Origin of the sequence: Plastoroseomonas hellenica (genome assembly GCF_018129085.1) — a bacterium.
Lineage (GTDB): Bacteria > Pseudomonadota > Alphaproteobacteria > Acetobacterales > Acetobacteraceae > Plastoroseomonas > Plastoroseomonas hellenica.
In genome coordinates, this window is record NZ_JAAGBB010000002.1 from 218,609 (window position 1) to 245,182 (window position 26,574).

General features: G+C 70.9%; 28 protein-coding genes. 15 read left to right on the forward strand and 13 right to left on the reverse strand.

All coding sequences use genetic code 11. The features are described from left to right. Window positions 1-85: 85 nt before the first annotated feature. The 5 genes from GXW71_RS02675 (at window position 86) to GXW71_RS02695 (ending at window position 5,299) form a co-directional block, all read left to right on the forward strand. Window positions 86-1,267 carry an NADH:flavin oxidoreductase/NADH oxidase gene (locus GXW71_RS02675; protein ID WP_211850838.1) on the forward strand — a complete coding sequence of 394 codons (1,182 nt, stop codon included), beginning with the start codon at window positions 86-88 and terminating at the stop codon, window positions 1,265-1,267. After that, window positions 1,264-2,151, forward strand: a complete 888-nt coding sequence (locus GXW71_RS02680; protein WP_211850839.1) for an SMP-30/gluconolactonase/LRE family protein — start codon at window positions 1,264-1,266, stop codon at window positions 2,149-2,151. The genes GXW71_RS02675 and GXW71_RS02680 overlap by 4 nt, the downstream gene beginning before the upstream one ends. Continuing rightward, on the forward strand, window positions 2,148-2,972 hold the full coding sequence (locus tag GXW71_RS02685; RefSeq protein WP_211850840.1) for an alpha/beta fold hydrolase: 825 nt from the start codon (window positions 2,148-2,150) through the stop codon (window positions 2,970-2,972). The genes GXW71_RS02680 and GXW71_RS02685 overlap by 4 nt, the downstream gene beginning before the upstream one ends. A 37-nt stretch (window positions 2,973-3,009) precedes the next feature. Further along, window positions 3,010-4,218 carry a CaiB/BaiF CoA transferase family protein gene (locus GXW71_RS02690; protein ID WP_211850841.1) on the forward strand — a complete coding sequence of 403 codons (1,209 nt, stop codon included), beginning with the start codon at window positions 3,010-3,012 and terminating at the stop codon, window positions 4,216-4,218. 118 nt (window positions 4,219-4,336) lie between these two features. After that, window positions 4,337-5,299 carry a tripartite tricarboxylate transporter substrate binding protein gene (locus tag GXW71_RS02695; protein WP_211850842.1) on the forward strand — a complete coding sequence of 321 codons (963 nt, stop codon included), beginning with the start codon at window positions 4,337-4,339 and terminating at the stop codon, window positions 5,297-5,299. An 80-nt stretch (window positions 5,300-5,379) separates the two neighbouring features. Here GXW71_RS02695 and GXW71_RS02700 read toward each other — a convergent pair whose 3' ends face one another. Beyond that, window positions 5,380-5,562, reverse strand: coding sequence for a hypothetical protein (locus tag GXW71_RS02700; RefSeq protein WP_211850843.1), 183 nt, complete (start codon window positions 5,560-5,562; stop codon window positions 5,380-5,382). A 30-nt stretch (window positions 5,563-5,592) separates the two neighbouring features. Here GXW71_RS02700 and GXW71_RS02705 point away from each other — a divergent pair, with 30 nt between their 5' ends. Next, window positions 5,593-6,630 carry a CBASS cGAMP-activated phospholipase gene (locus GXW71_RS02705; RefSeq protein ID WP_211850844.1) on the forward strand — a complete coding sequence of 346 codons (1,038 nt, stop codon included), beginning with the start codon at window positions 5,593-5,595 and terminating at the stop codon, window positions 6,628-6,630. Window positions 6,631-6,638: 8 nt separating this feature from the next. On the opposite strand, the gene GXW71_RS02710 is transcribed toward GXW71_RS02705, so the two are convergent. The 3 genes from GXW71_RS02710 to GXW71_RS02720 form a co-directional block, all read right to left on the reverse strand. Next, window positions 6,639-7,376, reverse strand: coding sequence for a phosphatase PAP2 family protein (locus GXW71_RS02710; RefSeq protein ID WP_367617235.1), 738 nt, complete (start codon window positions 7,374-7,376; stop codon window positions 6,639-6,641). Then, on the reverse strand, window positions 7,373-8,641 hold the full coding sequence (locus GXW71_RS02715; RefSeq protein ID WP_211850845.1) for an NAD(P)/FAD-dependent oxidoreductase: 1,269 nt from the start codon (window positions 8,639-8,641) through the stop codon (window positions 7,373-7,375). The genes GXW71_RS02710 and GXW71_RS02715 overlap by 4 nt, the downstream gene beginning before the upstream one ends. 79 nt (window positions 8,642-8,720) lie before the next feature. Beyond that, the gene (locus GXW71_RS02720; protein WP_211850846.1) at window positions 8,721-8,906 is read right to left on the reverse strand and encodes a hypothetical protein; all 186 of its coding nucleotides are present in this window, start codon (window positions 8,904-8,906) and stop codon (window positions 8,721-8,723) included. A 144-nt stretch (window positions 8,907-9,050) separates the two neighbouring features. On the opposite strand from GXW71_RS02720, the gene GXW71_RS02725 reads away from it, so the two are divergent. The 3 genes from GXW71_RS02725 to GXW71_RS02735 all read left to right on the forward strand — a co-directional run bounded on the left by GXW71_RS02725 (window position 9,051) and on the right by GXW71_RS02735 (window position 10,762). Next, the gene (locus GXW71_RS02725) at window positions 9,051-9,308 is read left to right on the forward strand and encodes a type II toxin-antitoxin system RelE family toxin (protein WP_211850847.1); all 258 of its coding nucleotides are present in this window, start codon (window positions 9,051-9,053) and stop codon (window positions 9,306-9,308) included. Beyond that, window positions 9,305-9,691, forward strand: a complete 387-nt coding sequence (locus tag GXW71_RS02730) for a helix-turn-helix domain-containing protein (RefSeq protein WP_211850848.1) — start codon at window positions 9,305-9,307, stop codon at window positions 9,689-9,691. Before GXW71_RS02725 ends, GXW71_RS02730 begins: the two co-directional genes overlap by 4 nt. Window positions 9,692-9,808: 117 nt before the next feature. Beyond that, window positions 9,809-10,762: a branched-chain amino acid transaminase gene (locus GXW71_RS02735; protein WP_211850849.1), complete on the forward strand. Its 954-nt coding sequence runs from the start codon at window positions 9,809-9,811 to the stop codon at window positions 10,760-10,762. Window positions 10,763-10,798: 36 nt separating this feature from the next. Here the strand turns inward: GXW71_RS02735 and GXW71_RS02740 are convergent, their stop codons facing one another. From GXW71_RS02740 to GXW71_RS02755, 4 genes are all read right to left on the reverse strand, one after another. Then, entirely contained in the window at window positions 10,799-11,377 is a 579-nt protein-coding gene (locus tag GXW71_RS02740; protein ID WP_211850850.1) for a TetR/AcrR family transcriptional regulator, read from the reverse strand. 104 nt (window positions 11,378-11,481) lie between these two features. Next, window positions 11,482-12,945: an amidase family protein gene (locus GXW71_RS02745; RefSeq protein ID WP_211850851.1), complete on the reverse strand. Its 1,464-nt coding sequence runs from the start codon at window positions 12,943-12,945 to the stop codon at window positions 11,482-11,484. 298 nt (window positions 12,946-13,243) lie between these two features. Beyond that, complete coding sequence (locus GXW71_RS02750) at window positions 13,244-16,417, reverse strand: efflux RND transporter permease subunit (RefSeq protein WP_211850852.1); 3,174 nt, start codon at window positions 16,415-16,417, stop codon at window positions 13,244-13,246. Window positions 16,418-16,633: 216 nt separating this feature from the next. Further along, window positions 16,634-17,809, reverse strand: a complete 1,176-nt coding sequence (locus GXW71_RS02755) for an efflux RND transporter periplasmic adaptor subunit (protein WP_211850853.1) — start codon at window positions 17,807-17,809, stop codon at window positions 16,634-16,636. A 124-nt stretch (window positions 17,810-17,933) separates the two neighbouring features. Between GXW71_RS02755 and GXW71_RS02760 the strand changes: the two genes are divergently transcribed. Next, window positions 17,934-18,533, forward strand: coding sequence for a TetR/AcrR family transcriptional regulator (locus tag GXW71_RS02760; RefSeq protein ID WP_211850854.1), 600 nt, complete (start codon window positions 17,934-17,936; stop codon window positions 18,531-18,533). 120 nt (window positions 18,534-18,653) lie between these two features. Next, complete coding sequence (locus GXW71_RS02765) at window positions 18,654-19,643, forward strand: tripartite tricarboxylate transporter substrate-binding protein (protein ID WP_211850855.1); 990 nt, start codon at window positions 18,654-18,656, stop codon at window positions 19,641-19,643. Between the two features lie 257 nt (window positions 19,644-19,900). Here GXW71_RS02765 and GXW71_RS02770 read toward each other — a convergent pair whose 3' ends face one another. From GXW71_RS02770 to GXW71_RS02785, 4 genes are read right to left on the reverse strand one after another with little or no spacing between them, the layout of a single operon-like run. Then, the gene (locus GXW71_RS02770) at window positions 19,901-20,554 is read right to left on the reverse strand and encodes a DUF2459 domain-containing protein (protein WP_211850856.1); all 654 of its coding nucleotides are present in this window, start codon (window positions 20,552-20,554) and stop codon (window positions 19,901-19,903) included. A gap of 2 nt (window positions 20,555-20,556) precedes the next feature. After that, window positions 20,557-21,531 (reverse strand): Bug family tripartite tricarboxylate transporter substrate binding protein, encoded by a 975-nt coding sequence (locus GXW71_RS02775; RefSeq protein WP_211850857.1) that lies wholly within the window; start codon window positions 21,529-21,531, stop codon window positions 20,557-20,559. A gap of 32 nt (window positions 21,532-21,563) precedes the next feature. Beyond that, a complete protein-coding gene (locus GXW71_RS02780) occupies window positions 21,564-21,986 on the reverse strand; it encodes a helix-turn-helix domain-containing protein (protein ID WP_211850858.1) in 423 nt (140 codons plus the stop codon). Continuing rightward, complete coding sequence (locus tag GXW71_RS02785; protein WP_211850859.1) at window positions 21,983-22,276, reverse strand: type II toxin-antitoxin system RelE/ParE family toxin; 294 nt, start codon at window positions 22,274-22,276, stop codon at window positions 21,983-21,985. Before GXW71_RS02785 ends, GXW71_RS02780 begins: the two co-directional genes overlap by 4 nt. A gap of 186 nt (window positions 22,277-22,462) precedes the next feature. On the opposite strand from GXW71_RS02785, the gene GXW71_RS02790 reads away from it, so the two are divergent. The 3 genes from GXW71_RS02790 to GXW71_RS02800 all read left to right on the forward strand — a co-directional run bounded on the left by GXW71_RS02790 (window position 22,463) and on the right by GXW71_RS02800 (window position 25,447). Continuing rightward, complete coding sequence (locus tag GXW71_RS02790) at window positions 22,463-23,632, forward strand: helicase RepA family protein (protein WP_211850860.1); 1,170 nt, start codon at window positions 22,463-22,465, stop codon at window positions 23,630-23,632. Between the two features lie 363 nt (window positions 23,633-23,995). Then, window positions 23,996-24,889 carry a hypothetical protein gene (locus GXW71_RS02795; RefSeq protein WP_211850861.1) on the forward strand — a complete coding sequence of 298 codons (894 nt, stop codon included), beginning with the start codon at window positions 23,996-23,998 and terminating at the stop codon, window positions 24,887-24,889. A gap of 81 nt (window positions 24,890-24,970) precedes the next feature. Next, window positions 24,971-25,447, forward strand: a complete 477-nt coding sequence (locus GXW71_RS02800) for a DUF4304 domain-containing protein (RefSeq protein ID WP_211850862.1) — start codon at window positions 24,971-24,973, stop codon at window positions 25,445-25,447. A gap of 12 nt (window positions 25,448-25,459) precedes the next feature. On the opposite strand, the gene GXW71_RS02805 is transcribed toward GXW71_RS02800, so the two are convergent. Further along, window positions 25,460-25,963 carry a hypothetical protein gene (locus GXW71_RS02805; RefSeq protein WP_211850863.1) on the reverse strand — a complete coding sequence of 168 codons (504 nt, stop codon included), beginning with the start codon at window positions 25,961-25,963 and terminating at the stop codon, window positions 25,460-25,462. Window positions 25,964-26,044: 81 nt separating this feature from the next. On the opposite strand from GXW71_RS02805, the gene GXW71_RS02810 reads away from it, so the two are divergent. After that, window positions 26,045-26,574: MFS transporter (locus GXW71_RS02810; RefSeq protein WP_211850864.1), on the forward strand; the 530-nt coding region annotated here is incomplete at its 3' end.

Sequence of the window (26,574 nt, forward strand, 5' to 3'; positions counted from 1 at the left end):
AGCATGGCCGGCGAACGAGTAGATAACTCGCATAGCGAAATCAAGCAACCCCGCTGCGCAGTGGGGCGGAGGAAAGCCAGCGCGCATGACGGAGACACCCAGGCTCTTCACACCCATGACGATCCGGGGGCTCACGCTGCGCAACCGCATCGTGCTGTCGCCGATGCTCACCTACGCCGCCGAGGCCGGTCATGTCACGGACTGGCATCTGATGCATCTCGGGAAATTCGCTGTCGGCGGTTGCGGGCTGGTGTTCATGGAATCGACCAAGGTCGATCCGCGCGGCTGCACCACGCCGCGCGACTGCGGGCTGTGGAAGGACGACTTCATCCCCGGCCTCGCGCGCATCACCCGCTTCGTGCACGCCCAGGGCGCGCCGATCGGACTGCAGCTCGGCCATTCCGGGCGCAAGGCGCGCAACTCACTGCCCTGGGAAGGGCGGGCGCCGCTCGCCAGCCATCCGGGCGTCGACCATGGCGAGGAGTGGGAGCTGGTGGGGCCGAGCGCCGTCGCCTCCAGCCCCGCCGCCGCGGTGCCGCGCGCACTCACCATCCCCGAGATCCAGGACATGGTCGTCGCTTGGGGCGCCGCCGCCGATCGCGCTGATCGCGCCGGCTTCGACGTGCTGGAGGTGCATGGCGCGCATGGCTACCTGCTGCACCAGTTCCTCTCCGCCGGCGCCAACCAACGCACCGACCGCTATGGCGGCAGCCTCGAGAACCGCCAGCGCTTCGCGGTCGAGGTGGTGGAGGAGGTGCGGCGGCACTGGCCGGCGGAGAAGCCGCTGTTTTTCCGCGTCTCCGCCATCGACGAGGATGGCGGCACCATCGAGGAGACGGTCTCGCTCTGCCGCGTGCTGCGGGAGAAGGGCGTCGACGTGATCGATTGCAGCACCGGCGGCATGACGCCGCGATCGATCGTCGATTCCGGCAAGGTGCACGGCTATGGCTACCAGGTGCCGCATGCCGAGCGCATCCGCGCCGAGGCGGCGATCGCCACCATGGCGGTCGGGCTGATCATTCATGCCGACCAGGCCGAGGCGATCCTGCGGCAGGGCCGCGCCGACCTGGTCGCGATCGGGCGGGAGATGCTGCACAACCCGAACTGGGCGCTGGATGCCGCCGACAAGCTCGGCCTCGCCGCGCCCTATGCGACGCTGCCCGACGCTTACGGCTATTGGCTGGAAAAGCGCGCCAAGGCCGGCTTCGGCGGCCGCCCGTCCACCTGGCAATCGGGCATTGGCCCCGGCACCGAGGAAGCCCGATGACGATCATGAAGCCCCACGACATCCGGGTGGTGCATGAAGGCGCCAACCTCGTGGGCGAGAGCCCGATGTGGCACCCGGTGGAGCAGCGCCTCTATTGGGTCGACACCCGCCGCCCGGCGTTGCACCGGCTGGAGGCGGATGGCGGCGTCCGCACCTGGGTGATGCCGAACAACATCGGCTCCTACGTGTTCCGCAGGGCCGGCGGCCTGGTCGCCGGGCTGAAGCAGGGTTTTTCCAGCATCGACCTCGAGACCGGCACGGTGACCAAGATCCTCGATCCGGAGCCGGACCTGCCGGAGAACCGGCTGAACGATGGCCGCTGCGACCGGCGCGGCCGCTACTGGTGCGGCTCCCGCGATCCCGGCGACCATAACCCCGGCGGCTCCCTCTATCGTCTGGACGGCGCGTTCCGCTGCGAGAGAATGGACAGCGGCTTCATCGTCGCGAACGGCATGGCTTTCAGCCCGGACGACCGCACCCTGATCTTCGGCGACAGCCGCGGCGAGACGATGTGGCGCTACGATTTCGACCTCGACAGCGGCCGCATCTCCAACAAGCGCGTCTATCTCTCGACCGCCGGCTTGCCCTGGCGCATCGATGGCGCGACCTTCGACGCCGAAGGCTATTACTGGTGCGCGTTGATCGGCGATGGCGCGATCGGGCGCTTCGATCCGGAGGGACGCTTGGTGCAGATGGTGCGATTGCCGGTGACGCATCCGACGATGTGCAATTTCGGAGGGCCTGAGCTCGACGTGCTCTACGTCACCTCCGGCACGGTGTTCCTGAACGCGGCGGAGCGGGCGCGGCAGCCGCTGGCCGGTGCGCTCTTTGCCATCCACGGGCTCGGCGTGCGGGGCATCGCCGAGCCGCTCTTCGCGGGATGAGGGACATCGACGGCGCGGAGGCCGAGCTGGCGCGTATCGAGGCGCTGGCCCGGCGGCGGGAGACAGAGGGCGGCGTGGTCTGGCACCTCTGGGGCGATGGGCCGCCTGTGGTGCTGTTCCACGGCGCTGCGGGATCCTGGCGGCACTGGGTTCGCAATGTGGAGCGGCTGGCGCGGCACCGGCTGGTGATCGCCGCCGACATGCCGGGCTTCGGCGAGTCCGCCGCGCCACCGATCCCGGTGACCATGGATGGCGTCGCCGGCGCGCTGGCCCGCGGCATCGGCAGGCTGCTGCCTGATGATGCCCGCTTCGACCTGGTCGGCTTCTCGCTCGGCTCCACCATCGCCGGCTACGTCGCGGCCGCGATGGGGGAGCGGGTGCGGCGGCTGGTGCTGGTTGGCGCCGGCGGGCTGACCGCGCCGCGCAACATCGAGATGATGCGGGTGCGCGACAAGCAGGGCGCGGAGCGCATGGCGGCGCACCGGGAGAACCTCCAGCGCATCATGATCCATGAGTCCTCGGCGATCGACGCGCTGGCGCTCGCGGCGCAGGCCTGGAACTCGGACCATGCCCGGCTGCGGATGCGCGGCGTGCTGCCGCCGATGTCGCTGGCCCGGCTGCTGCCGGTGATCGGCGTGCCCGCCGACGCGATCTGGGGCGAGCACGACCAGCCCGCCGCGGGGTCGCTGCCGGAACGCGCCGCGGCGCTGAAGGCCCTGCGGCCGGAGGCGCGCGTCGCGATCATCCCCGGCGCCGGCCACTGGGTCGCCTATGAGGCGGCGGAGGCCTTCGAGGCGGCGCTGCACGACATGATCGGCTGACGCGCGCGATCGGGGGTCGCCGCCAAGGGGGAAACACATGGGGGAACAATCATCGCTGCCGGGACCGCTCGACGGGGTGCGGGTGCTCGACCTCTCGCGCCTGGTCTGCGGCAACATGCTGACCATGCTGCTCGGCGATTTCGGCGCCGATGTATGGAAGGTGGAGGAGCCGGGGCCGGGCGATCCGCTGCGCGCCTGGCGCGGCGGTGGCGTCAGCGCGCATTGGAAGGTCTATGGCCGCAACAAGCGCAGCATCGCGCTCGACCTCCGCGCGCCCGGCGGCCGCGCGGTGCTGGAGCGGTTGGTCGCCTGCGCCGACGTGCTGGTGGAAGGCTTCCGTCCCGGCACGCTGGAACGCTGGGATCTCGCGCCGGCGCTGCTGCTGGAGCGGCATCCCCGTCTGGTGATCCTCCGCATCTCCGGCTTCGGCCAGACCGGGGCGTATCGGCACCGCGCCGGCTATGGATCCCTGGTCGAGGGCATGTCCGGCCTCGCGTCCCGCACCGGCTTCCCGGATCGCCCGCCGCTGCTGCCGAGCTTCCCGGTGGCCGACATGGCCGCGGGCATGATGGGCGCCTTCTCGGCGGTGGCCGCGCTGCGCGTGGCGGAAGCCAGCGGGCGCGGGCAGGTGGTGGACCTCGCGCTGCTGGAGCCGATGGTCGCGATGTTCGGGGCGGATTCCGTGATCCAGGCCCTGACCGGGGAGCTGCGCGGCCGCACCGGCAGCCGCGGCGGGTCGGCCGCGCCGCGCAACACCTACCGCGCCGGGGATGGCGGCTGGCTGACCATCTCCGCGCCCATGCAGTCGATGACGGAGAAGCTGTTCGATGCCATCGGCCGGCCGGAGCTGAAGACCGATCCGCGCTTCGTCACCAACGCGGCGCGGATCGCGCATGTCGAGGAACTCGATACCATCATCGGCGACTGGGTCGGGCAGCGCAGCGTGGCCGAGGGCTGGGCGGCGCTGGACGCCGCCGGCGTGACGGCGGCGCCGATCTACGACGCGGCGCAGCTCGCCGCCGATCCGCATGTCGTCTCCCGCGGCGTCTTCGCGACCCTGCCGGATGCGGAGGTCGGCGAGGTCGTGGTGCCGGCGGTGGCGCCGCGCCTCTCCGCGACGCCGGGCGCGCTGCGCCGCGCGGCCCCGGCAATCGGCGAGCATAACGAGGCGATCCTGGCGGAGGCCGGCTACGACGCGCCAGCGATCGCAGCATTGCTCGCATCGGGCGTGGTGGCGCGCGGCTGAAAAGGGCGCGGCGCGGCTTGCGCCATGGGGGCGGCATCGCTACCTTTCATTCACGAATTATAAACTCGCATAACGAATAAAGATGGGCTGGCGCGACGCCGGCCGGGGAAGGGGACGCATGAGAAGATGCCTCGGCGCCGCGTTCGGCGTGGTGCTCGTCGCGGCATTGCTGGGTGCCGCGGCGCGGGCACAGCCCGTCGCTTATCCAGACCGGCCGGTGCAGGTGGTCGTCTCCTGGCAGGCGGGCGGCGTCGTGGACACCATCGGCCGCGCCCTGGCGCAGGCGATGTCGGATGCCTCGGGCGGGCAGTTCGTCGTGGTCAACCGGGACGGTGCCTCCGGCATCGTGGGCGCCCAGGCAGTGGCAGCCGCGCGGCCCGACGGGCTGATGATCGGCTTCGGGCCGATCACCCCGATCACGACAGCCGCGCATACCATTCGTAACGTGCCCTTCAGCGTCGACAGCTTCGACTACGTCTGCAAGGTCTTCGAGAACGTGCTGACCGTCAGCGTCGCCGACGCCTCGCCCTTCCGCACCCTGCCTGAGCTGATCGCCGCCATCCGCGCGCGGCCGGACGCCATGACCTATGGGCATTTCGGCACCAACAGCCTCGGCCATCTCTCCTTCGCCAACATCGTCGGCGGGCTGTCGCTGCGCGTGGTCGACGTGCCCTTCCGCGGCGAGGTGCCGATCTATCCGGAGATGCTGGCGGGGCGGCTCGATTTCGGCATCGGCACGGTGGGCGGCGCGCGCGGCAAGCCGGTGCGCCTGCTCGCGGTCTTCGGCGACAGCCGCAGCCGCGCGGCGCCGGAGGTGCCGAGCACCCGCGAGCTCGGCCTGCCCACCCTGCAGCCGGTGCTGGCCGGCATCACCCTGCCGCGCGGCACGCCGCCGGCGATCGCCGAACGCCTCGACGCGCTCTGCCGCCAGGCGACGGAGGCCGCATCCTTCCAGGCGGTGATGGGGCGTCTCGGCGAGCCGATCCTCTACACGGATCGCGCGGGCTTCACCGCGGCGGCCCAGCGCGACAATGCCGACAAGGCGGCGGTGGTGCGGGCGCTCGGCCTCATGCCGCAGTAGAGCGTGATGATTTGAGGCCGCTCCGGCCGAAAAGTCTGAATCACGCGATCAAACAAATGGCTGGTGCATGCCAGGCCGCGTCAGCCGCCCCGGCGCGGCAACAGCCGCAGGAAGCTCAGCGCGCTGCCGACGGCGGCGAAGCCGCAGCCGAGCCAGAGCGCCAGCATCGGCCCGATATCGAGCGAGACGGTGAGGCAGAGTGCCACCAGCCCTGCATCGGCCTTGCCGTACTTGCCCTGGGCGAGATGTGGTAAGGTCCGCAACGAACCGTGCATCCAGGGCGCCGATCCGCAATGGCCGCTGATTCGTCTCTGCCGCCGCAGGGTGCCGCGCCGCTCGCCGCGCGCGACGCCCCGGCGGCGGACCGGCCCTTCAGGATCCTCTGCCTGAGCGGCGGCGGCTATCTCGGCCTGTTCTCCGCGCATGTCCTGGCCCGCATCGAGCAGGTGTCCCGCCGCCCGATCATCCAGGATTTCGATTTCATCTGCGGCACCTCGGTCGGCGCGGTCACCGCCATGGCGCTGTCGCTCGCCGTGCCGGCCGCCGAGATCGAGGCGGCGCTGATCAAGAACGGCCCGCTGGTTTTCGCGCGCCGCACCCGGTTCTCGGCCGCGGGATGGACGGTGTCCTTCCTGCGCAACCTCTTCCGGCCGAAATACGGGGACGAGGCGCTGCGGCAATCGGTGCTGGAGCTGCTCGGCGCCGAGACCAGGCTCGCGGAGGCGCGCTGCAAGCTCGCGATCCCCGCGGTCAACATGACCACCGGCCGGATCGAGATCTTCAAGACCCCGCATGCCCTGAACTGGTCGCATCACGGCGCGGTGCGGATGGCGGAACTCGGCCTGGCGGCGACCGCCGCGCCGACCTTCTTCCCGCTCGCCGCCCTGAACGACAGCCTCTACGCCGATGGCGCGCTCTTCGCCAATGCCCCCGATCTCGTCGGGCTGCACGAGGCGGAATACTACCTGAAGGTCCCGGTCGAACGGATCCGCATGCTGTCGATCGGCACCACGACCGCGAGCTTCTCGCTGCCGCACCGCTTCGGCCGGAACTACGGCGTCACGCGTTGGCTTCGCGGCGCACGGCTGTGGTCGACCATCCTCGCCGCCCAGCAGCAATTCACGCATGGGCTGCTGCTGCACCGCCTCGGCGCGAACTACCTCCGGATCGACAGCGTGCGCGCCTCGGGCCAGGAGATCGACCTCGGCTTCGACCGGCCGAGCCAGGCGGCGACGCACACCATCCTCAGCCTTGCCGATTTCGCCTTCGAGGATGGCATGAAGCATGGCGGCCTCGACAGCTTCTTCGAGGTTGCGACGCCGGAAGCGTGACGCCGCGCTCAATCCGGCGCGCGGTCGGCCGGCGTCTCCACCTGGCCGGCCCGCTGCAGGCGGAGCGCCACCACCCAGCAGAGCAGCGCCCAGGCGGCGCCGGCGCACCAGCCGGCCAGCACGTCAGTCGGCCAATGCACGCCGAGATAGACGCGGCTGGTGCCGACCAGGACCGTCGCCAGCACCGCCAGCGCCATGACGTAGCCCTTGAGGCGCCGCCGCGCCGCGACCCGCATCAGCAGCGCGCCGAGCGTCAGGAAGGTGGCGGCGGAGAGCATGGCATGCCCGCTCGGGAAGCTCGCCGTGTAGACGGTGACGGCATGCGGCACCAGGTCGGGGCGCGGCCGGTCGAAGCCGAACTTCAGGGCCGTGCTGAGCAGCGCGCCGCCGCCGACCGAGAGCGCCACGAGCAGCGCCGCGCCGCGCTTCCGCGACAGCAGCAGATAGCCGATGACGGCCAGCGTCACGACGGTCAGCACCACGCCGCTGCCGAGCGCCGTGACATCCCGCGCCATCTCCTCGACCCAGCGCGGGCCGATGGGATCGTCGGGATGGCCGGGGGTTCGGAAGAGCATGAGGAGCGTGGCGTCGAAGCGCCGGGTCTCGCCTTCCATCACCTCGCCGGCGAGCCAGGCGAAGGCGAAGCCGCCGATCGCCGCGAGCAGGATGCCCGCCAGCAGCAGCAGCTCAGACGCCGGCCAGGCGAGCCAGCGCCGGGCGATGCGGGCATGGTCGCGAAGGCTCACGATCGCGGCGCGTCCTCGCCGGTGATCAGCCGGGCGCCGCGCTGCCGGGTCAGGTAGATCCAGGCCCAATGCGTCGCCACCAGCAGGCGGTTGCGCATGCCGATCAGGAAATAGATATGCGCCAGGCTCCAGAACAGCCAGGCGAGGAAGCCGGTCAGGGAGACGCGGCCGATGCGCACCACCGCCGCGTTGCGCCCGATGGTCGCGAGGTCGCCGGCATGGCGATAGGCGAAGGGCGGCGGCGCCGTGCTGCCTGCGAGCCGCGCCGCCAGCACCCGCGCGACATGGCGCCCCATCTGCTTGGCGGCCGGCGCGACGCCCGGCACCGCGACGCCCTTGGCATCGACCACCTGCGCCGCGTCGCCGACCACGAAGACCTCGGGGTGCCCGGGCAGCGACAGGTCGGGCGCCACCAGGACGCGGCCGCTGCGGTCGTGATCGCCGGGCAGTGCCCGGATCAGCGCGGGTGCGGCGACGCCGGCGCCCCAGATGATCACCTCGGCGGCGATCTCCTCCTCGTCCAGCCGCACGCCGCCGGCATCGACGGCGGTGACGCGGCGGCCGGTCAGCACCTCGACCCCCATGCGCTCCAGCGCCCGCTGCGCATAGGCGGAGAGCGGCTCCGGGAAGACCGGCAGGATGCGGGGCCCGGCCTCGGCCAGGATGATGCGGGCGCTGCGCGGGTCGATGCGCTTGAAGTCGCGGGCCAGCGCGTCGCGCGCCACCTCGGCGACCGCGCCGGCCATCTCGACGCCGGTCGGGCCACCGCCGACCACGACGAAGGTCAGCAGCCGCCGGCGCGCCGCGACATCCTCCTCCACCTCGGCGCGCTCGAAGGCGGTGAGGATCCGGGTGCGGACATGGGTGGCGTCGTCGATGGTCTTGAGGCCCGGCGCATGCGCGGCCCAGCCATCCTGGCCCCAGTAGCTGTGGCTGACCCCGCAGGCGACGACCAGCGTGTCGTAGGGGATCTCGCCGGCCGAGGTGGCGACGACCCGGCGCGCCAGGTCGATGCCGGTCGCATCGGCCATCACCACCTGGGTGTTGGGCTGGCGGCCGACGATCTGGCGCACCGGCCAGGCGACATCGGCCGGCGACACCGCGGCGGTCGCCACCTGGTAGAGCAGGGGCTGGAACAGGTGATGGTTGCGGCGGTCGACGACCAGGACCTCCACCGGTTCCCGCGCCAGGCCACGCGCCACGGAGAGGCCGCCAAAGCCGGCCCCCAGGATGACGACGCGGGGCCGCAGGGGTTGATCCGGCATGGCGATTCCTTGCTCCAGGGCGGACCTTGTAGCCCCTCCGCCCTGGCCGTCGTCACACGCGCGCGTGAGCGGCGGCCGCTCAGTCCTTGCGCGGCGTGGCCGGGGAGATCGGGTCGCTGGCGGGGAAGGTCTCCTCCAGCGCCTCGTCCAGCATGTCCTCCTGGTGCTGCTTCTCGTCCTGCCGCTGCTTCGCGGCGGCACCGCCCTGCGGCTTGCCCTTGGTCGGGGGCAGGGCGTCCGGCTTGTTGTTGGTTCCGGTGGTCATGATCCGGCTCCTGTCGCGGTCGAAATCCATCTTACCCTGCGTGCCAGGCCAAGCGAAGATGGCGGGATCGGCTGAACTTTCCTAGTTTCGCCATCAGCGAAATTCTTCTTGGCGGTGGTTTCGCTATCGGCGAATATGCTGTCCATGCAGATCGCGTTCCTCCCTGCTGCCGCCAAGCAGTTCGCAGCTCTGCCGAAGCAGGACCGAACCGCGATCCGCACCCGCCTCGAAGCCATCGCGGCGGCGCCGAAGGCTCAGCATGGGGCCTCAGTGAAGCCGCTGAAGGGCGAGCCCAAGGGGCGCTTCCGGGTGCGGCACGGCAACTACCGGGCGATCTACATGATGATGGCAGACGGGATTGTCGTGGTGGCAGTCGGCCATCGGAAGGAGATATACGAATGAGCAGGATCAAGCCCCTGAAGGTGACGTCCAAGGTGGTCACCCTCTCCCGCGCCGACTTCGACGCCCTCGTCGAGGCTGCTGAGGATCGCACCGACCGCATCGCCTTCGCGGCCTTCGATGCCGACGTCGCCCGTCGCGGTCTCGATGCGGTATTGGACGAGGCGCTTCCCATCGACGCCGTGGAGCGCATCGCAGACGGCGAGAGCCCGCTCCGCGTCTGGCGTGAGCACCGAGGGCTGACCGCGTCCGCACTCGCCGCGGCGTCCGGCGTGGCCGTCTCCTACATCAGCGAAATCGAGACCGGGAAGAAGCCCGGCAGCGCGGCGACGCTGGCGAAGCTGGCGAAGGCTCTCCGGACCTCGGTCGACGTTCTGATCGCCTGACCGGCATGCCCGGCTGCAGCCATGAGCCCAGGTCATGGCCAGCACACCCTTTCGGGCCATTGGCATCGATCCCGCCGCTGCCATGCTGCGCCGCTGACCAGGGGGAGGATGCCGCGAATGGCCGTCAACGCCGATTATGTGTGGATGGACGGGGAGATCGTGCCCTGGGCGGACGCCAGGATCCATGTGGCGAGCGATGCGCTGCTGCGCGGCGCCAATGTCTTCGAGGGCGAGCGTGCCTATTGGAGCGAGCCGCACCAGCAGCTCTACATGTTCCGCCATGCCGAGCACATGCACCGCCTGCGCCAGTCGGCGCGCGTCATGCGCATGAGCATCCCCTATACCGACGAGGAGATCACCGAGGGCTGCATCGAGCTGCTGCGCCGCAACGGCTGGCGCGACAGCGTACATTTCCGCCCGGTGGTCTATTTCGGCGAGGGCGAGGGCCACGCCTATCTGCCCGAGGACATCCGCACCGGCGTCTTCGTCCTGGCGCTCCACCGGCCGAGCAAGCCCACGCTGTTCACGGGCATCCGAAGCTGCGTCAGCACCTGGCGCCGCAACCCCGACGCCGCCTCGCCCTCCCGCGTGAAGGCGGCGGCCAACTACCACAATGCCCGGCTGGCGCAGGTCGAGGCCTCGATGAACGGCTTCGGCACGCCGATCATGCTGAACATCGCCGGCAAGGTGTCGGAGAGCCCGGGCTCCTGCTTCATGATGGTGCGGGGCGGCACCGTCATCACGCCGCCGGTCACTGCCGACATCCTGGAGAGCATCACGCGCGAGACGCTGATCCAGCTCATGCGCGATGAGCTCAGGCTCACCGTCGTCGAGCGCGATATCGACCGCAGCGAGCTCTACATCTGCGACGAGGCTTGGTTCTGTGGCAGCGGGCATGAGGTGCAGCCGATCATCGAGATCGACCATTACCCGCTCGGCGACGGCAAGCCGGGCCCGATCGGGAAGGCGGTGCAGAGCCTCTATTTCGAGGTGGTGCGCGGCCAGCACGAGCAGTACCGCCACTGGCTGACGCCGGTCTATCCAGCGGCGAAGAGCGCCGCCGCGGAATAGAGTGCGACGAGCTTAGCCTTCCCGCCCTTCCTGATCCTAGGAAGATGGAGCTCGTGCCAATTGTAACGCGGCCTCGACGCCACCTTCCAGGATCTGCTCCGCCTGGGCAGCGTCGGGCACCGCTCGCGCGAGCTGGAGGGTTCCCACCATCAGGCCGAAGATGGCCGTCGCGCGGCGGCCGCTCGCTGCGGAACCGGCGTCTGGAAGCAGTGCGGCCAGCGTTGAAACGTAGCTTCGCAGTCCTTCCTCGTAGGTCTGCCGGGTGGGCAGAGGCTGGCGGGCGATTTCCGGGAGCAACGCCGCCGAGGGGCACCCTCCTGCCGGATCTTCGAGGTGAACGCGGTTCAGGTAGCGCCGGATCGCGCCCTCGAGGTCCAGGCTGGTCCGCTCTTCATCGAGGCGATGTTGCTGATCGGCAAGCGCACTCGTCAGCGCCTCGCGTACGAGCGCCTCCTTGGACTCGAAGTGCGGATAGAATGCCCCGTTGGTCAGGCCGGCCTCGCCCATGATCCCCGCGATTCCGGCCGCGGAGACCCCGTCTCGGCGGAAGCGCCTCGACGCCACATCGACTATGTGCCGCCGCGTTGCCGCCTTATGACCTTTTTCGAAACGCATCGCCCTAGCCACTCCACCGATACATCGCCGCCGTCAGCCTGCGGCCACCCAATCGCTTGTCGTTGTCCGGGTTGGCCCCTTCCCAACGGAAAGGGGCCAAAATCTCAGATGGTCAACAAGCTGCCCAAGACCTCCTCGATCCCGCGCGCAAGGGTCAACAGCGCCCGGTCGCTTCGCAAGGGCGCGTCCAGCTCAAGGCCGATCGGAAGGCCCGCGCGGGACATGCCCACAGGAAGGCTGATGCCCGGCAGGCCCACGCTGCTCGCCGACAAGGTGTGGTTCGCCAAGGCGAGGTTGCTGACTTCCCGCCCTGCGATACGGAAGCTCGCCTGCTCCTCGATCAGCGGCGCCGTGCACGGCGTCGTCGGTTGCAGGATGGCATGCGCCCCCTGGGCGACGAACGCCCTGTCGAGGCGGCGCTGGATTTCCGGGCGGCTCACCTTGAGCGCCGTGCGATAGACATCAGCCGAGATGGCGCCTGCGCCGCCTGGCAGCACCATGTGCCCCCAAGCCTGGCGGAGCTGGGGCTTGAGACCCTCGTAGATCGCCTCGAACGTCGTCGGGATGTCGTGGTGGCGAAGGAATTCCGAGATCGCGCCCATCGTCTCATGGGCGAAGATGCCCCATGTCGCGGTTTGGACGAGGGCATTGAAATCGTCGCCGAGATCTACCTCGACGACCTCGGCGCCGGCGTCCTGCAACCGCCGAACCACCTCGCGGAAACCGGCCTCGACCTCAGGGTCCACCAGATCCAGAAACTGCCGCGGCGCAAAGGCCAGTCGCGCTCCCTTCAGGTCGTGTCCGCGAGCGAAAGGCTCCGCAGCCTGTTCACCGGTAACGACGTCATCCACCAGGATGCAATCCTCGACGCTTCGGGCGAATGCGCCCGTCGTGTCGAGAGTATGGGAGATCGGTGCGACGCCGTTGCGCGGCCAGCGTCCGGTGGTTGGCTTGAAACCCACCACGCCACAGAGCGAAGCGGGCACACGGATCGATCCGACGGTGTCACCCCCCAGGGACGCGGGAACGAGGCCGGCGGCCACCGATGCGGCGGAGCCGCTCGAGGAGCCGCCCGACACGCGATCCGGGGCGTGCGGGTTCTTCACCTGGCCGTACCGTGCGTTGTGGCCGGTCAAGCCGTAGGACATCTCGACGAGGTTGTTCTTGCCGAAGACCAGGGCCCCCGCACCCTTGATGGCACGGACAGCGTCCGCGTCTTCGCGCGGCACGAAGTGCGCGAGAGCGTCGAGACCGAGGCTCGTGGGCAGTCCCTTCGTCAAATAGCTGTCCTTCACCCCGAGCGGCACGCCCAGCAGCAGAGCCGCCGATCCGGCCGCGCGTGCTTTGTCCGCGTCCCTCGCGGCTGCCAGCACGGCGTCTTCGTCGATGGTGATGAAGGCGTTGAGCTCGGCGAACCTTCGGGCGCGGTGCAGAAGCGCCGTGGTGTAGGCTTCCGACGTGATGTCGCCGTTCCGAACCGCTGCTGCAGCGGCCGCGAGCCCCAGGGAGGTGAGATCCGTGGTTCCTCGTGGTGCGATGTGGCGTGAAGGGGCGGTCGTGTCGTTCATGAGATCCTCGCAATGAGCTGAGGCGCGGCATTTCGCTGCTGCGAATGGGCACTGTGGCTCGATGAATTACTATCATAATGTAAAATTACGTTCGTAAGTCAATAGCGATCTTGGCGGCGGCGTGGCGTTGCCCGACACTTGGGCGCGAGGCGCGATGATGCCGACCGATCCAGGCCTCAGCGGCACGCCGCCGAATCCGAATTGGTCGCAGAGAAAACCCGCCCGGGCGGTGCCCGGGCGGGTTCCAAGTGGCTCAGGGGCCCAGGGCCCGTCCGCGAAGGACGGGCCCGGTCGCGTTTCACACACCCTCGTGCGCGGGTGCCGGGGCGTCCGGCGTGGCGGGCTTGCGCCGCCGCGCCATCGCCTGGGCGATCACGTAGAAGACCGGCGTGAACAGCAGGCCGAAGAGGGTCACGCCGAGCATGCCGTAGAACACCGCGACGCCCAGGCTCTGGCGCATCTCGGCGCCGGCGCCCGTCGCATAGGTCAGCGGCAGCACGCCGAGGATGAAGGCGAGGCTGGTCATCAGGATCGGCCGGAGGCGGGTGCGCGCCGCCATCGCCGCCGCTTCCCAGCGGGTGGCGCCTTGCTGCTCCGCCGCGCGGGCGAACTCGACGATCAGGATCGCGTTCTTCGCGGCGAGGCCGACCAGCACCACCAGGCCCACCTGGACCAGGACGTTGTTGTCGAGCCCGGTGTGCAGGACGCCGAGGAGGGCGGCCAGCACCGACATCGGCGCGATCAGCACGACCGCCAGCGGCAGCAGCCAGCTTTCATACATCGCGGCGAGCAGCAGGAAGACGAAGACGACCGCGAGGCCGAAGGCGATCGGCGCGGTATTGCCGACCAGCTTCTCCTGCAGGGCGATTTCGGTCCATTCGTAACCGAAGCCCTCCGGCAGGTTCTCCGCCAGCACCCGCTCCATGATCTGGATCGCCTGGCCGGTCGAGATGCCCGGCATTGCCGCGCCCTGCAGCTCGGCCGCCGGGAACAGGTTGTAGCGCGGCGCGCGATAGGGGCCGGAGGTCTCATGGAAGGTCGCGAGGCTGCCGAGCGGCACCATGCCGCCGTCATTGGTCCGCGTGCGCAGCCGGGCGATGTCCTCGACGCTCATGCGGTGCTGCATGTCGGCCTGCGCCGTGACGCGCCAGGTGCGGCCGAGCAGGTTGAAGTCGTTCACGAAGGCCGAGCCCATATAGACGCTCATCGCCTCGTTCACGCGATCGATCGGCACCCCCAGCATCTCGGCGCGCGTGCGGTCGATATCGGCGCGGATCTGCGGCGTCGCGGTGTTGTAGAGGCTGAAGGCGAAGGCGATGCCGGGGGTCTGGCTGGCCGCCCCCATCACCGCCTGCACGGCGCTCTCGAGCTCCCGCGCGCCGCGGCCGCCGCGATCCTGGATCATCAGCTTGAAGCCGCCGCCGGTGCCGATGCCGGGGACCGAAGGCGGCGGCAGCACCAGCACCAGCGCATCGGGGTCGCTGGACAACTGGCGCTGCAGGTTGGTCAGGATGCCGTTGGCCGTGAGGCCCAGATGCGCCCGCTCCTCGAACGGCCGCAGCGTCGCGAAGACGACGCCGGTATTCGGCGCATTGGTGAAGGTCGCGCCGTCGAAGCCCACGAAGGCGACCGCGTTCTCGATCCCCGGCGTCGCCGCGATCGTCTCCGAGGCGCGGCGGATCACCGCGTCGGAGCGGGTCAGGCTGGCGCCCGGCGGGAGCTGGAAGGCGGCGATGAAGTAGCCGCGGTCGAGCGGCGGGATCAGGCCGGTCGGCGTGGTGTTCACCGTCCAGCCGGTCGCCGCCAGCAGCCCGCCATAGAGCAGCAGCAGCAGCACCGGCAGCCGCACCAGGCGCCGGGTCAGCGTGCCGTAGCCGAAGGAGAGCTTGTCGAACACCCAGTTGAAGCCGCGCGCGAAGGCGCCGAAGGGCCGCATCAGCAGGTTCGGCTTCTTGTGGTGGTCATGCGGCTTCAACAGGATCGCGGCCAGCGAGGGCGAGAGGGTCAGCGACACCAGCGCCGAGAGCAAGGTCGCGACCGCGATGGTGACTGCGAACTGCTTGTAGAACTCGCCGGAGATGCCGGTGATGAAGGCGGTCGGCACGAAGACCGCGACCAGCACCAGCGCGATCGCGATCAGCGCGAAGCCCACCTCGTCCATGGTCTTGCGCGCGGCTTCCAGCGGCGAGAGGCCGGCCGCCATGTGGCGTTCGGCGTTCTCGACCACGACGATCGCGTCGTCGACGACGATGCCGATCGCCAGGATCAGGCCGAACATGGTCAGCGTGTTCAGCGTGAAGCCGAGTGCGAGCAGCACCGCGAAGGTGCCGATGATGGAGACCGGGATGGCGACCAGCGGGATCACCGCCGCGCGCCAGTTCTGCAGGAACAGGATCACCACCAGCACGACCAGCAGCACCGCTTCGATGAAGGTGTGCAGCACCGCCTCCATGCTCTGGGCGATGAAGCGGGTCGGGTCGTAGATCACGTCATAGGCGATGCCGCTCGGGAAGGTGGCCTTCGCCTCCTCCATGGCGGCGCGCACCGCGGCCGCGGTCGCCAGTGCATTGCCGCCGGGCCGCTGGAAGATGCCGAGTGCCACCGCCTGCCGGTTGTTCAGCAGCGCGTTCTGCGTGTACTCGGCGGCGCCCACCTCGATGCGGGCGATGTCGCGGAGCCGGAGCGGCGCGCCGCCGGTGCCGGTCGCGATCACCTGCTCGCCGAACTGCTCGGGTGTCACGAGGCGGCCCTGGGTCTGCACAGCGAGCTCGAAGGCGCCGGCGCCCTCGGCGCGCGGGGCCTGGCCGATGGCGCCGGCCGCGACCTGCACGTTGGCCCGGCGCAGCGCGTCGACCACCTCGCCGGCGGTCAGGCCGCGCGCCGCGATCCGGTCAGGGTCGAGCCAGACGCGCATGGCGTAGTCGCGCGCACCGAAGAGCTGGACGTCGCCCACGCCGTCGATGCGGGTGAGGCGGTCCTTGATGTTCAGGGTCGCGAAGTTGGAGACGTATTCCGGGCTGCGGCTGCCATCGGGCGAGATGATGTGCACGACCAGCAGCATGTCGGGCGACGCCTTGCGCACGGTGATGCCGAGGCGGCGCACATCCTCGGGCAGCCGGGGCTCGGCGACCGCGACGCGGTTCTGCACCAGCACCTGCGCCTGGTCGACATCGGTGCCCTGGCGGAAGACGACGCTGATCACCACCCGCCCGTCGCCGGTCGACTGGGAGGAGATGTAGAGCATGCCGTCGACGCCGTTCACCTCCTGCTCGATCGGGCCGGCCACGGTCTCGGCGATGGTCGAGGCCGAGGCGCCGGGATAGAGCGCGGTGATCTGCACGGTCGGCGGCGCGATGTCGGGGTATTCCGAGATCGGCAGCCGGAAGGCGCCGATCGCGCCGATCAGCGTGATGGCGATCGAGATCACCGCGGCGAAGACCGGGCGATCGATGAAGAAGCGGGCGAGGCGCATCGGAGGATGCCTTCAATCTGCCCTCAAGGTGCACGCGCGGTGCGTGCGGCCTCGCGCCATCGCTGGCGTGCCGTCGGGTGGGGGCGCGGTGGTCGGGGCCTGCCGGCGGGATGCCGGCAGGCTTAGTCAAACTGGGTCAAACCGGCGGATCGGTCGCTCGACCGATCCGAGGCCGCGAAGGCGGCCCGCCGGCAATTGGCGTGGAAGCCGGGTTGCCTATCGCGAAGCGATGGGCCCCTGGCCGATGCGGCCCTGCTCGGCGGTCACCCGCATGCCGGGGCGGGCGCGGTGCAGGCCGCCGATGATCACGCGGTCCTGGGCGGTCAGGCCGCTGCGCACCACGCGCAGCCCCTCCGTGAGCGGGCCGAGCTGCACGCTGCGTGGCGTCACGGTGCCATCGGCGGCAACCGTCAGCACCATGCGGCCGGACTGGTCCGCCATGACCGAGGTGTCGGGCACCAGCAGCGCCGGCGCATCGCCTTCGAAGAGGCGGAGGCGGGCGAAGGTGCCGGGGGTCAGGAACAGGTCCGCGTTCGGTACCACGGCGCGGGCGCGGATGGTGCCGCTGCGCGCGTCGAAGGCGCTGTCCACGAAGTCGATCCGGCCCTCATGGGCGTAATCGGTCTCGTCCAGCAGCCGGAGCTGCACGCGGGCGCCGCCGGCGCGGAGGCCGCCCCGGGCCGCGGCCGCGCGGGCCTGGCGCAGGTAGTCGGCCTCGCTGGCGTCGAAGCTGACATAGACCGGATCGAGCGCCAGCAGCGTGGTCAGCAGGGTCTGGCCCTGCTGCACCAGGTTGCCGGCATCGACGCGGCGGTCGCTGACGCGGCCCGGGCGCGGCGCGCGGACCTCGGTGAACTCCAGGTCCAGCTCCGCCTGGCTGAGCGCGGCGCGGGCGGCGGTGACGCCGGCCTGGGCTTCGCGGAGCTGCGAGCGGCGGGTGTCGAGCTCGGCCTGCGGCGCGATCCGGCTCTGGGCCAGCGGCGTGTAGCGCTCCACCTGCTGCGCGGCCAGCGTCAACTGCGCCTCGGCCCGCGCCAGCCCGGCCTGGGCCTGGTCGACAGCGATGCGGAAGGGCCGCTGGTCGATGGTGAAGAGCAGGTCGCCCTGGCGCACGATGGCGCCGTCCTCGAAATGCACCTGGTCGATCTGGCCGGAAACCCGCGGACGGATCTCGACGCGCGCGGAGGGCTCGATCCGCGCCGTATGCTCCTGCCACTCGGCGACGTCACGGGTCACGGGCGTCGCAACGGTCACGGAGGGGGGCGCGTTCTGGGCGAAGGCGGGCGTGGCGGCGAGGAGGGTCACGGCGGCGGCGCCAGCCTGAAAGCGGGCCAGCCATGCGGTCCAGAGGCCGTTATTCTCAGTAGGGGTCTTGCGTGCTTCGGTCTGCATCGCTTATCTCCAGGGCCGGATGATACCGACCGGTTCGTCACCCGCCCATGTAGAGTGACCGGTCAGTAACGACAAGTGTTTTTTTGCGGCAGCGCACCACGAGGCCGCGAGGAGGTCAGCGACCATGGCCAGCGACACGGCGACGGCAGCCAAACCCAAGGCCGCCCAGCGCATCCACGACGCGGCGAAGGACCTGTTCTACCGACAGGGCATCCGCGCCACCGGCGTGGAAGAGGTCTGCCGGGCGGCCGAGGCCACCAAGATGAGCCTCTATCGCGCCTACCCCAGCAAGGACGCGCTGGTCGCCGCCATCCTGACCGAGGACGCGGCGGCCTATGACGCCTGGTGCGATGAAGTGACCGCGGCCAGCAGGACGCCGGCCGAGAAGCTGTATGCGTTGGTTGCCGCCTCGGCCTGCAAATTCGCCGAGGAAGGGATGCATGGGTGTCCCATGCAGCTCGCTCAGGCGGAATTCCGCGACCCGGAACATCCGACGCACCAAGTGGTGGTGGCCTTCAAGAACGCAAGCCGGGCCCGTTTCGAAAAACTCGCGGCCGAGGCCGGCGCGGCCGACCCCGCCATGCTGGGCGACATGCTCGGCATGCTGCTCGAGGGGGCGCTTGCCGCCGTTCCCTACCTGGGCTGCGAGCGGACGAGCGCCGTCCTGCGCGAAGGCGCCGGGGTGCTGCTGCGCGGATCCCTGCCGGCCGGGACCGAGCTATAGACCCGGTCTATGGGACGCATCGCGCGAACGCTCTGGACGCCGCGCGCCCCGCCAAGGAAGCTCCGCCCGACGTAAGGGAAGGAGATGTCCGATGCGCGCTGTCCAGCGCGGGGGCGGGGCATGAGCCGCGCCAGGTTCGAGCACGCGATGCGCCGCCGCGCCCTGCTCGCCATCCCCGCGGCCCTCGCAGCACCCGGCCTGCTTCGCGCGCAGGAGGCCTGGCCGGTGCGCCAGGCGCGCATCATCATCCCCTTCGCCGCCGGCGGCCCGCAGGACCCGCCCGCACGCATCATCGCGGAGAAGCTGAGCCAGCGGCTCGGCGCCACCTTCATCGTCGACAACCGGCCCGGCGCCGGCGGCGGGCTCGGCGCGCAGCAGGTGGCGCAGGCGGCGCCGGACGGCGCCACGCTGCTCTTCATCTCCTCCTCGATCTCGATCATCCCGACCCTGCAGGTGGCGCTGCGTTTCGACCCGGTCCGCGACCTGGCGCCGATCAGCCTGGTCTGCGACGTGCCGGCGGCGCTGCTGGTGCGGAGCGATTCGCGCTTCGACAGCCTGGCCGCGGTGCTCGCCGCAGCGCGGGCCAGCCCGGGGCGGCTGACCTATGCCTCGGGCGGCGTCGGCTCCGCCAACCACCTGGCGGGCGCGCTGTTCGCGGCGCTGGCCGGGCTCGACCTGACCCATGTGCCCTATCGCGGCATCAGCCAGGCGGTGACCGCGATCTACACCGGCGAGATCGACCTCATCTTCGGCTCCACGCTGGAGGTGCTGGCGCATGCCCGGGAGGGCCGTGCCCGGCTGCTCGGCACGACGATGCCGGCGCGCCTGCCGGAGACGCCGGAGGTGCCGGCGATCGCCGAGCAGGTGCCGGGCTATGCCGCGCCCAACTGGTTCTCGATGTTCGCGCCGAAGGGCATGGCGCCGCCGCTGACGGAGCGCCTGGTCGCCGAGCTCGCGCGGCTGCGCGACGATCCGGACATGACGGCGCGGCTTTCGGCGGGGGCGGCCCAGATGCGGCTCGATGGGCCGGGGCCGCTCGCGGCGCGGCTGGCGGAGGAGGTGGTGAAGTGGCGCGACGTGATCGGGCGGGCGAATATCCGCGCGGATTGATGTCACCCCGCAGGTTTTGATGATCGCGTCTCCGTGTGCGCCGCTGCAACCCCAGCCGGTGCGCCCACGTTTCTAACCTGCGCGGCGATCGGTCGCCGCCGGAGAGGGGAGTGCCTGACGTATGTTGAAAACCATCCTGGCCCTGAGTCTTGGCGTGGCGCTGGCCGGGTGCGTGAGCCTGTCGAGCTCCAATCCCCCGCCACCGGCCCGCGACACCGTCGTCGTCCCGGCCCGCTGACGCGGCCCCGGCGCGTGATTCACGCCTCCGGCCGGTCCGGCCTACGGCGATCACGCTCCGCCCTGACCGCCGCCATGAGCTGGTCGGCGAAGGCGACGCCGGTGGGATCGACCCCGAGCCCGCCGGCGCGCAGAGCATCCGCGGTCCAGGTGTTGCAGGTGTAGGTCGCCGCATAGGGCAGCCGGGTCGCGTAGAAGAGGCTGCCCGCATAGGGGCCGCGCGCCAGCGGCTCCGCCGATTCCATCTGGTCCGCGATGAAGCGCTTGGCCGCCGCGAGCCCCTCCGGCGCGATGCGGAGCCTGACCTGGTCGTAGCGCTCGAAGGCCACCTCCGGCGGCGCCGAGAGGCCGGTGAAGAGCAGCGCCGCCGGCCCGCCGCCAAGCGCCGCCAGGATCGCGAGCGGGCCGCGCGCCCCGTCCATGAACCAGGACCGGTCGCCGAAGCCGACCGCGAACCAGGTGACGCCCGGGAAGCGATCGGCGACCTGGTCGATCGGGGCGGGGAGGTCAGCGGCGGGGAAGCAGATGTCGGTGTGCCAGTCGCGCCGCGTCACCACGACCTCGGCCGCCGGCAGGCCGGGCGGCTGCACGAAGGCCGCCGGCGCCTCGATGCGGCTGCAGCCCGCGAGGCCGAGGGCGCCGCCGATCAGCCCGCGCCGGGTGACACTCCGCATCGCTATTCCGGCCGCAAGCCGCGGCGGCGGATGAATGCGCCCCAGACCGCGCCGTCGCGCTCCATCCGCGCGCGCAGTTCCGCCGCCGTGCCGGGCGTCGGCAGCAACTGGTTCTCCGCGAGCCGCGCCTGCACCCCGGCATCGGCGAGTGCCCGGCGCACCGCCGTGTTGATCGCCTCGACCGCCGGCTGCGGCATCCCGGCCGGGCCGAGCAGGCCGAACCAGCCGGGCATCACCGGCGCGTCGATCCCGGCCTCCCGCTGCGTCGGCAGCTCCGGCAGCACCGGCAGGCGCTCTTCCGCCAGCATCGCGAGCGGCGTCACGGCGCCGGCGCGCACCTGGCTCAGCGCCACGCCGAGCACCAGGATCATGACGTTGGTCTCGCCGGAGACCAGGCTGGTCAGCGCCTGGTTGGTGCCGGGATAGGGCACGTGCGTGAATTGCACTCCGGCCCGATCGGCGAGCATTTCCATCGCGAGATGCGTCGAATTGCCGATGCCCGCGCTGCCATAGGTGAGGCGCCCCGGTTCCGCCCGCGCCCGCCGCAGCAGCGCCGCGACGCTAGTGATCCCCGACGCCTTGCTCGCGACCAGGATGAAGGGGGCGTCGGTCACCGGCGCCACATAGGTGAAGTCGCGCACGGGGTCGTAGGGCAGGTTCGCGTAGAGGTGCGGGTTGAAGGAGAGTTGCGAGACGCCGGAGAGCAGCAGCGTGTGCCCGTCGGCCGGCTGCTGCTTCAGGGCGTTGATCGCGACGATGCCATTGGCGCCCGGGCGGTTGTCCACCACCACCGGCTGCCCGAGCGCCTGGGCCATCGGCTCCGCGATGATGCGCGCGACGACGTCGTTGGCCGAGCCCGCCGGCTGCGGCAGCAGCATCCGCACCGGGCGCGTCGGGAAGCCGCCCTGCGCGCGCGCCGCGCGCGCCGCGGCCATCGCGAGCGGGAATGCCAGGAGGGCGCGGCGGTGCAGGGTCATGGGCGGTCTCCGTGGCAAATGCGGGAGCCTTGTCAGCCGGCGGCCTTGGCGCGGCGCGGCGCTGCCTTGCGCGAGGAGCCATCTTTCTTCGGTGGCATCGGGTCCGCGCTGCCGCCTGCGTCGCGCATCAGGATCCTGCCGCCGGCCGGGGTGATGACCCCCTTGCGCCGCAGGCCGGTGACGGCCTTCTCCACCGCCCTGGGGCTGCTCTCGATCACCGCCAGCAGTGTTCGCGCGGCGCCATCCGGCGCTGTCCGCGCCTGCTCCCAATCGCGCAGGCTGCCGACCGGCACGCCATAGCGCTCGGCGAACTCCGGCTGCGTCAGCCCGAGCCGCGCCCGCAGGGCCTTCACATCGACAGGGGTGTGCACCACCGCGCCGGGCACATGCTCGCCGCGCGCGATCGCCAGCGCCTCGCGCGCGCCCGTCAGCATCCGATGCCCAACTTTCGTCATCGCTTTGCTCCTCTCCGGTAAGCCTCGGCGATCAGGCCGAGGATTTCCCGCATCTCGTTCCGCTCCGCCTGAGTCAGGTTGGCGCGGACATTCTTGGTATAGACGGTGATCAGGAACAACGGGATATCCGTACCTCCGAAATAGGTGACCACCCGATACCCGCCGCTCTTGCCCATGCCCGGCCGCGCCCAGCGAACCTTCCGCGCGCCGCCCGTGCCTGGGACCACATCGCCAGCCAGCGGGTTCGCCGCGATGAAGGTCACGAAGGCCGCCCGCTCCTCCTCGGACATGCCGGCATCCTTGGCGTCGGACAGGGAAGGTGGGGGTTTCGATGACCGATTGCACGGCCGATATCATACGTTTTACCCGTAGTGGTGTATACGGGTAATCCGTATCCGAAAACGAAATCGCCACGCTCGACAGCGCGGCGTCGTCTCTGGATAGCGGTCGGCCTATCGCGCCGGAGACCCGCCGCCATGACCTCTGCCGACACCGAGGATTTCAGCGCCGCCTTCGCTGCCGCGCGCAGGGCAGGGCCGATCCTGTTCCCCCGCATCGGCCCGCCGGTGGCGCCTGCCGCCCTGCCGCCGCTGCCGCCGCTGCCGCTCACCTGGTTCCACGAGATCGCGCCGGAGCTGGAGGCGCGGGAGATCGTGCAGGGGCTGATCGGCGAGCAGAGCGCGATCGTCGTCTATGGCGCGAGCAATGTCGGCAAGACCTTCTGGACCACCGACCTCGCGCTGCATGTCGCGGCGGGGCGGCGCTGGTGCGGGCGGCGGGTCGCGCAGGGCGGCGTGATCTACTGCGCGCTGGAGGGCGGGCGCGGCTTCCAGAACCGCGTCACGGCGTGGAAGCGCCGGCATGGGATGGAGGATGCGCGCATCCCCTTCGCCGCGATCCGCGCCTCCCTCAACCTGCTGGAGCCGGAGGCCGACCCGCGGCGGCTGGTCGATGCCGCGCGGGAGGTTGCGGCCAGGATGGAGGTGCCGGTCACGCTGATCGTCATCGACACCCTGGCGCGCGCCTTCGGCGGCGGCGACGAGAATGGGCCGGAGGACATGGGCGCGCTGATCCGCAACATGGACATGATCCGGGAGGCGACGGGGGCGTCGGTGCTCTTCGTGCACCATTCCGGCAAGGACCAGGCGCGCGGCGCCCGCGGCCACACCAGCCTGCGCGCCGCTGTCGACACCGAGATCGAGGTGACCGCGGACAAGGAGGGTGCCGGCAAGACCGCGACCACGGTGAAGCAGCGCGACCTGGAGAAGGGCGAGGGGTTCCCCTTCACGCTCAAGCGCGTGGAGCTCGGCCGCAACCAGCATGGCGAGCCCGTGACGAGCTGCGTGGTGGAGGCGGGGACGGGCATGCTGGCCGGCGGCCCGCAACGCGACCCGGAGGAAGCGGCGCTGCGCGAGCGCATCGCGCATCTCCTCGGTCCCGATGGGCAGATGTTGGCGCGCCGGGTGTGCGAGGAGCTGGGATGGCCCGTGAACGGCCGCAACAATGCCCGCGTCGCCGGGCTGATCCCGCTGCATCCCGACCATGCCGAAATCACCATGGGCGAGCAGCGCATCCGGATGTGGCGCACGCGGGATGGCGACAGCCTCACCGCGCCGTTCAAGATCCGCCGCCAGGACCTCTCCTGAGCTGTCACAGCAGGCTGAGACGCGCTGTGACACGAAGCACCGGTCACAGCGTCACACGGCCTATGAGCTGGGGTCCTGGAGCTGTGACAGCTGTGACGGCGCCGCATGCTCTGTCACAGCCTGAAAATGCTGCTGTGACGCTGTGACCCTAAAGGGGGAGCCTCCCTGTTCCAGGTCGGCCCCCGGCCGACCCGCCAGGCGCGGAGCTGGCCACGGCGCACGCATTCCCCCGCGGCGGCGCGGGGAGCGCCCCCTGGACATTCCTGGACAATCCAGGTTGTTCTGCGCCCATGCGTCTGGGTCATGGTGCATCCAGCGCAAGGGGCGTGTGGCGTGGCGGTTGCCTTCGACGGGAAGTTGCGCATGGCTGCGGCGGCACTCGGCTGCGGCTCGCGAAAGGAATTCTGTGCCCGTTTCCGGAAGGCGAACCCGGCGACCGAGTGCGATCTCGAGCGGCTGAACAAATGGGTGCAGGGGCGCTCCCTGCCGCGCGCCGCTTCCGTCTACGCCGATCTCGGCGCGGTCATCGGCACGGCGAAGCCCGGCCGCTGGATCGCCGATTGCAGCCTCGAGGATTTCGCGGCCGAGCTCGCCGCCTGCACCGGCGCGGATGCCGCCGCCCTGGTCGCCTCGGGCGGCGGCGCATCGCGCGCCGGCACGCGCGCCGCCGGGCTGTTCGGCGGCGTCGCGACGCTCGCCGGCGCCTTCGCGGCCTATTCCCCCGGCTGGTCGCCGCATTTCCGCGGCCACCTCATTCGCGGCGCCTTGCGTCTCAAACCCGGCAGGAACGGCACCCTGATCGCGACCTATGCCGAGGCCCTGGTCGGGCGCGCCGTGCGCCTGACGGCCGAGGCGCAGATCGCCGGCCGCTCGATGCATGTCGCGCTGCGCGAGCCGGACAGCGACATGATGCTGTTCCTCAGCCTGCAAGTGCCGGGGCCGCCGGCCAGCATGTTCTGCGGCGTCATGTCCGGTGCCGCCTTCGTCGCGCATGAATCGCTGCCGTCGGCCTGCCGCATCGCCTTCATCCGCGTGCCGGAGACGCCGCGGCTCGACGCCACCAACCGCTATCTCGATCCGGTGCCCGGCGCCATCGCCGCCGATCTCGCGGATCTCGGCGTGACGCTCGCGGAGGCTGGCCGCTTCGATGCCTTCACCCGGGAGTTTCTCGGCGCGAGCCCGATCCAGGTGACGGCGCAGGACCAGGCCAGCTTCGCGGGCATGCTCGACCGCGCATATCTGGGCGCCACCGGGTAGCGCTCGATAGCCGCGGCGATTCCATCGCAGCCGATCACAGCCTAGGCTGCCCGCCTGTCCTGAGCGAGGCTCGTATCGGCCGTGAGTGTGCTGGATCGCACGATCGCCCATGGCTTCGCGCTGCGCATGGCGAGCCTGGGGTTCGCCCGGCACCACCACCGCTGGAACCGGCGGAAGGGGCTGCGGGTGCAGGCGGTCGATCTGCAGCTCTCGTCCCACAACACCCATCTCGGCGGCCGGCTGACCGTCAATCTCGGTGTCGGCCTGCGGCTGAGGACGGGCGGCTGGATGCGGGCGGAGGATTGCGATGGCTGGGTCCGCATCGGCCTGCTGTGCCCGGATCGGCAGGACCGCTGGTACGGCTATGACCCGCGGGACGCCGACAGCGTCGCGGCGGCGCTGGCCGCAGCACTCGGCGATATCGAGGCGCATGCGCTACCCTGGCTCGACAGTTGGCGGGCGGTGGACACGGGCAGCGCCATCCCGCGGCTGCTGCTGCGGCTGGTGGGGTTGCGGAGCCGCAAGCCGATCACGGATGGCTTTCGCCATCGCCGGTGACGACGCGCGGCATCAAGGCGATGCCGGCAAGGCCGCCGGCGCCAGCGCCGGCAGGTAGCGTTCATGCACCACCGCGATGGGCCGGCCGGCGCCGGTCAGCACGACGGCGCGGTGCAGGAGGCCGTCGGCCGCGAAGGCGACATGCATGGTCCGCCGCCGCGGCCGCAGCGCCTCCACCGCCACGCCGAAGGGGGTGTCGGTGGTCTCAAGGACATGCCGCATGCCCGGCGGCAGCCGCTGCGGCAGGTACCAGTTCTCCGCCTCGGAGAGCGCGACCGCGCCGCGCACCAGCACCACCCGGCGATGCCGCAGCACCTCCGCCGGCGCCGGGCGGAGCAGCTCCAGCGCCTCGGCATCCGGCGGCAGCGGCGGCGCCGGGACCATCCGCGCGCGCACCGCGCCGTCGCCGATGCCGTGCTCCGCGCACCAGGCCTCCAGCGCGCGGGTCGCGCTGCGGGCGGCGAGCAGCCGGGCGCTGAGTGCGGCGAAGGGGGCAGGGTCGGACAGCGACGTCACGCGGCCACCTCCGTGGCGTTCGGTGCGGGGCCTCGATGCCGGCCGCGCGGCGGATTGTCAGTTCACGAACGAAGGCGGAGGATGCCGCATCCCGCCGATGCCGAACACCCGCCGCATGCACCCTTGAAGCCCACCTGGATCGCCGCCCTCGGCACCACGCTGCTGATGCAGACGGTCGCCGCCTTCATGGGCCAGATGCTGCCGGTGCTGGCGCCGCTGATGACGCGGGATGCCGGGCTGCGGCCGGAGAATGTCGGCCATTTCGCCGCGCTGAACGCCGCCGGCGTGGTGCTGTTCCTGGTCTTCGGCGGCCCGCTGCTGAAGCGCTTCGGCCCGGTCCGCAGCCTGCAGGCCGGCATGGCGCTGGCGACGCTCGGCCTGGCGCTGGCGCTGCTCGGCACCCTGCCGGCGCTGCTGCTGGCCTCCCTCGTGCTCGGCATCGGCTATGGCCCGACGCCGCCGGCCGGCAGCCGCATCCTGGCCGCGACCGCGCCGCCCCGGCACCGGACCCTGATCTTCTCGATCAAGCAGGCCGGCGCGCCCCTTGGCGCGGCGCTCGCGGGCCTGCTCGCCGCACCCGTGGCGGAGGCAGCGGGCTGGCGCGGCGCGCT

What these genes read in the sequence shown, in the direction of transcription:
- GXW71_RS02675 (WP_211850838.1), top strand. Translation starts at nt 86, where the DNA reads ATGACGGAGACACCCAGGCTCTTCACACCCATGACGATCCGGGGGCTC.
- GXW71_RS02680 (WP_211850839.1), top strand. Translation starts at nt 1,264, where the DNA reads ATGACGATCATGAAGCCCCACGACATCCGGGTGGTGCATGAAGGCGCC.
- GXW71_RS02685 (WP_211850840.1), top strand. Translation starts at nt 2,148, where the DNA reads ATGAGGGACATCGACGGCGCGGAGGCCGAGCTGGCGCGTATCGAGGCG.
- GXW71_RS02690 (WP_211850841.1), top strand. Translation starts at nt 3,010, where the DNA reads ATGGGGGAACAATCATCGCTGCCGGGACCGCTCGACGGGGTGCGGGTG.
- GXW71_RS02695 (WP_211850842.1), top strand. Translation starts at nt 4,337, where the DNA reads ATGAGAAGATGCCTCGGCGCCGCGTTCGGCGTGGTGCTCGTCGCGGCA.
- GXW71_RS02705 (WP_211850844.1), top strand. Translation starts at nt 5,593, where the DNA reads ATGGCCGCTGATTCGTCTCTGCCGCCGCAGGGTGCCGCGCCGCTCGCC.
- GXW71_RS02715 (WP_211850845.1), bottom strand. Translation starts at nt 8,641, where the DNA reads ATGCCGGATCAACCCCTGCGGCCCCGCGTCGTCATCCTGGGGGCCGGC.
- GXW71_RS02720 (WP_211850846.1), bottom strand. Translation starts at nt 8,906, where the DNA reads ATGACCACCGGAACCAACAACAAGCCGGACGCCCTGCCCCCGACCAAG.
- GXW71_RS02725 (WP_211850847.1), top strand. Translation starts at nt 9,051, where the DNA reads ATGCAGATCGCGTTCCTCCCTGCTGCCGCCAAGCAGTTCGCAGCTCTG.
- GXW71_RS02730 (WP_211850848.1), top strand. Translation starts at nt 9,305, where the DNA reads ATGAGCAGGATCAAGCCCCTGAAGGTGACGTCCAAGGTGGTCACCCTC.
- GXW71_RS02735 (WP_211850849.1), top strand. Translation starts at nt 9,809, where the DNA reads ATGGCCGTCAACGCCGATTATGTGTGGATGGACGGGGAGATCGTGCCC.
- GXW71_RS02740 (WP_211850850.1), bottom strand. Translation starts at nt 11,377, where the DNA reads ATGCGTTTCGAAAAAGGTCATAAGGCGGCAACGCGGCGGCACATAGTC.
- GXW71_RS02745 (WP_211850851.1), bottom strand. Translation starts at nt 12,945, where the DNA reads ATGAACGACACGACCGCCCCTTCACGCCACATCGCACCACGAGGAACC.
- GXW71_RS02750 (WP_211850852.1), bottom strand. Translation starts at nt 16,417, where the DNA reads ATGCGCCTCGCCCGCTTCTTCATCGATCGCCCGGTCTTCGCCGCGGTG.
- GXW71_RS02755 (WP_211850853.1), bottom strand. Translation starts at nt 17,809, where the DNA reads ATGCAGACCGAAGCACGCAAGACCCCTACTGAGAATAACGGCCTCTGG.
- GXW71_RS02760 (WP_211850854.1), top strand. Translation starts at nt 17,934, where the DNA reads ATGGCCAGCGACACGGCGACGGCAGCCAAACCCAAGGCCGCCCAGCGC.
- GXW71_RS02765 (WP_211850855.1), top strand. Translation starts at nt 18,654, where the DNA reads ATGAGCCGCGCCAGGTTCGAGCACGCGATGCGCCGCCGCGCCCTGCTC.
- GXW71_RS02770 (WP_211850856.1), bottom strand. Translation starts at nt 20,554, where the DNA reads ATGCGGAGTGTCACCCGGCGCGGGCTGATCGGCGGCGCCCTCGGCCTC.
- GXW71_RS02775 (WP_211850857.1), bottom strand. Translation starts at nt 21,531, where the DNA reads ATGACCCTGCACCGCCGCGCCCTCCTGGCATTCCCGCTCGCGATGGCC.
- GXW71_RS02780 (WP_211850858.1), bottom strand. Translation starts at nt 21,986, where the DNA reads ATGACGAAAGTTGGGCATCGGATGCTGACGGGCGCGCGCGAGGCGCTG.
- GXW71_RS02785 (WP_211850859.1), bottom strand. Translation starts at nt 22,276, where the DNA reads ATGTCCGAGGAGGAGCGGGCGGCCTTCGTGACCTTCATCGCGGCGAAC.
- GXW71_RS02790 (WP_211850860.1), top strand. Translation starts at nt 22,463, where the DNA reads ATGACCTCTGCCGACACCGAGGATTTCAGCGCCGCCTTCGCTGCCGCG.
- GXW71_RS02795 (WP_211850861.1), top strand. Translation starts at nt 23,996, where the DNA reads ATGGCTGCGGCGGCACTCGGCTGCGGCTCGCGAAAGGAATTCTGTGCC.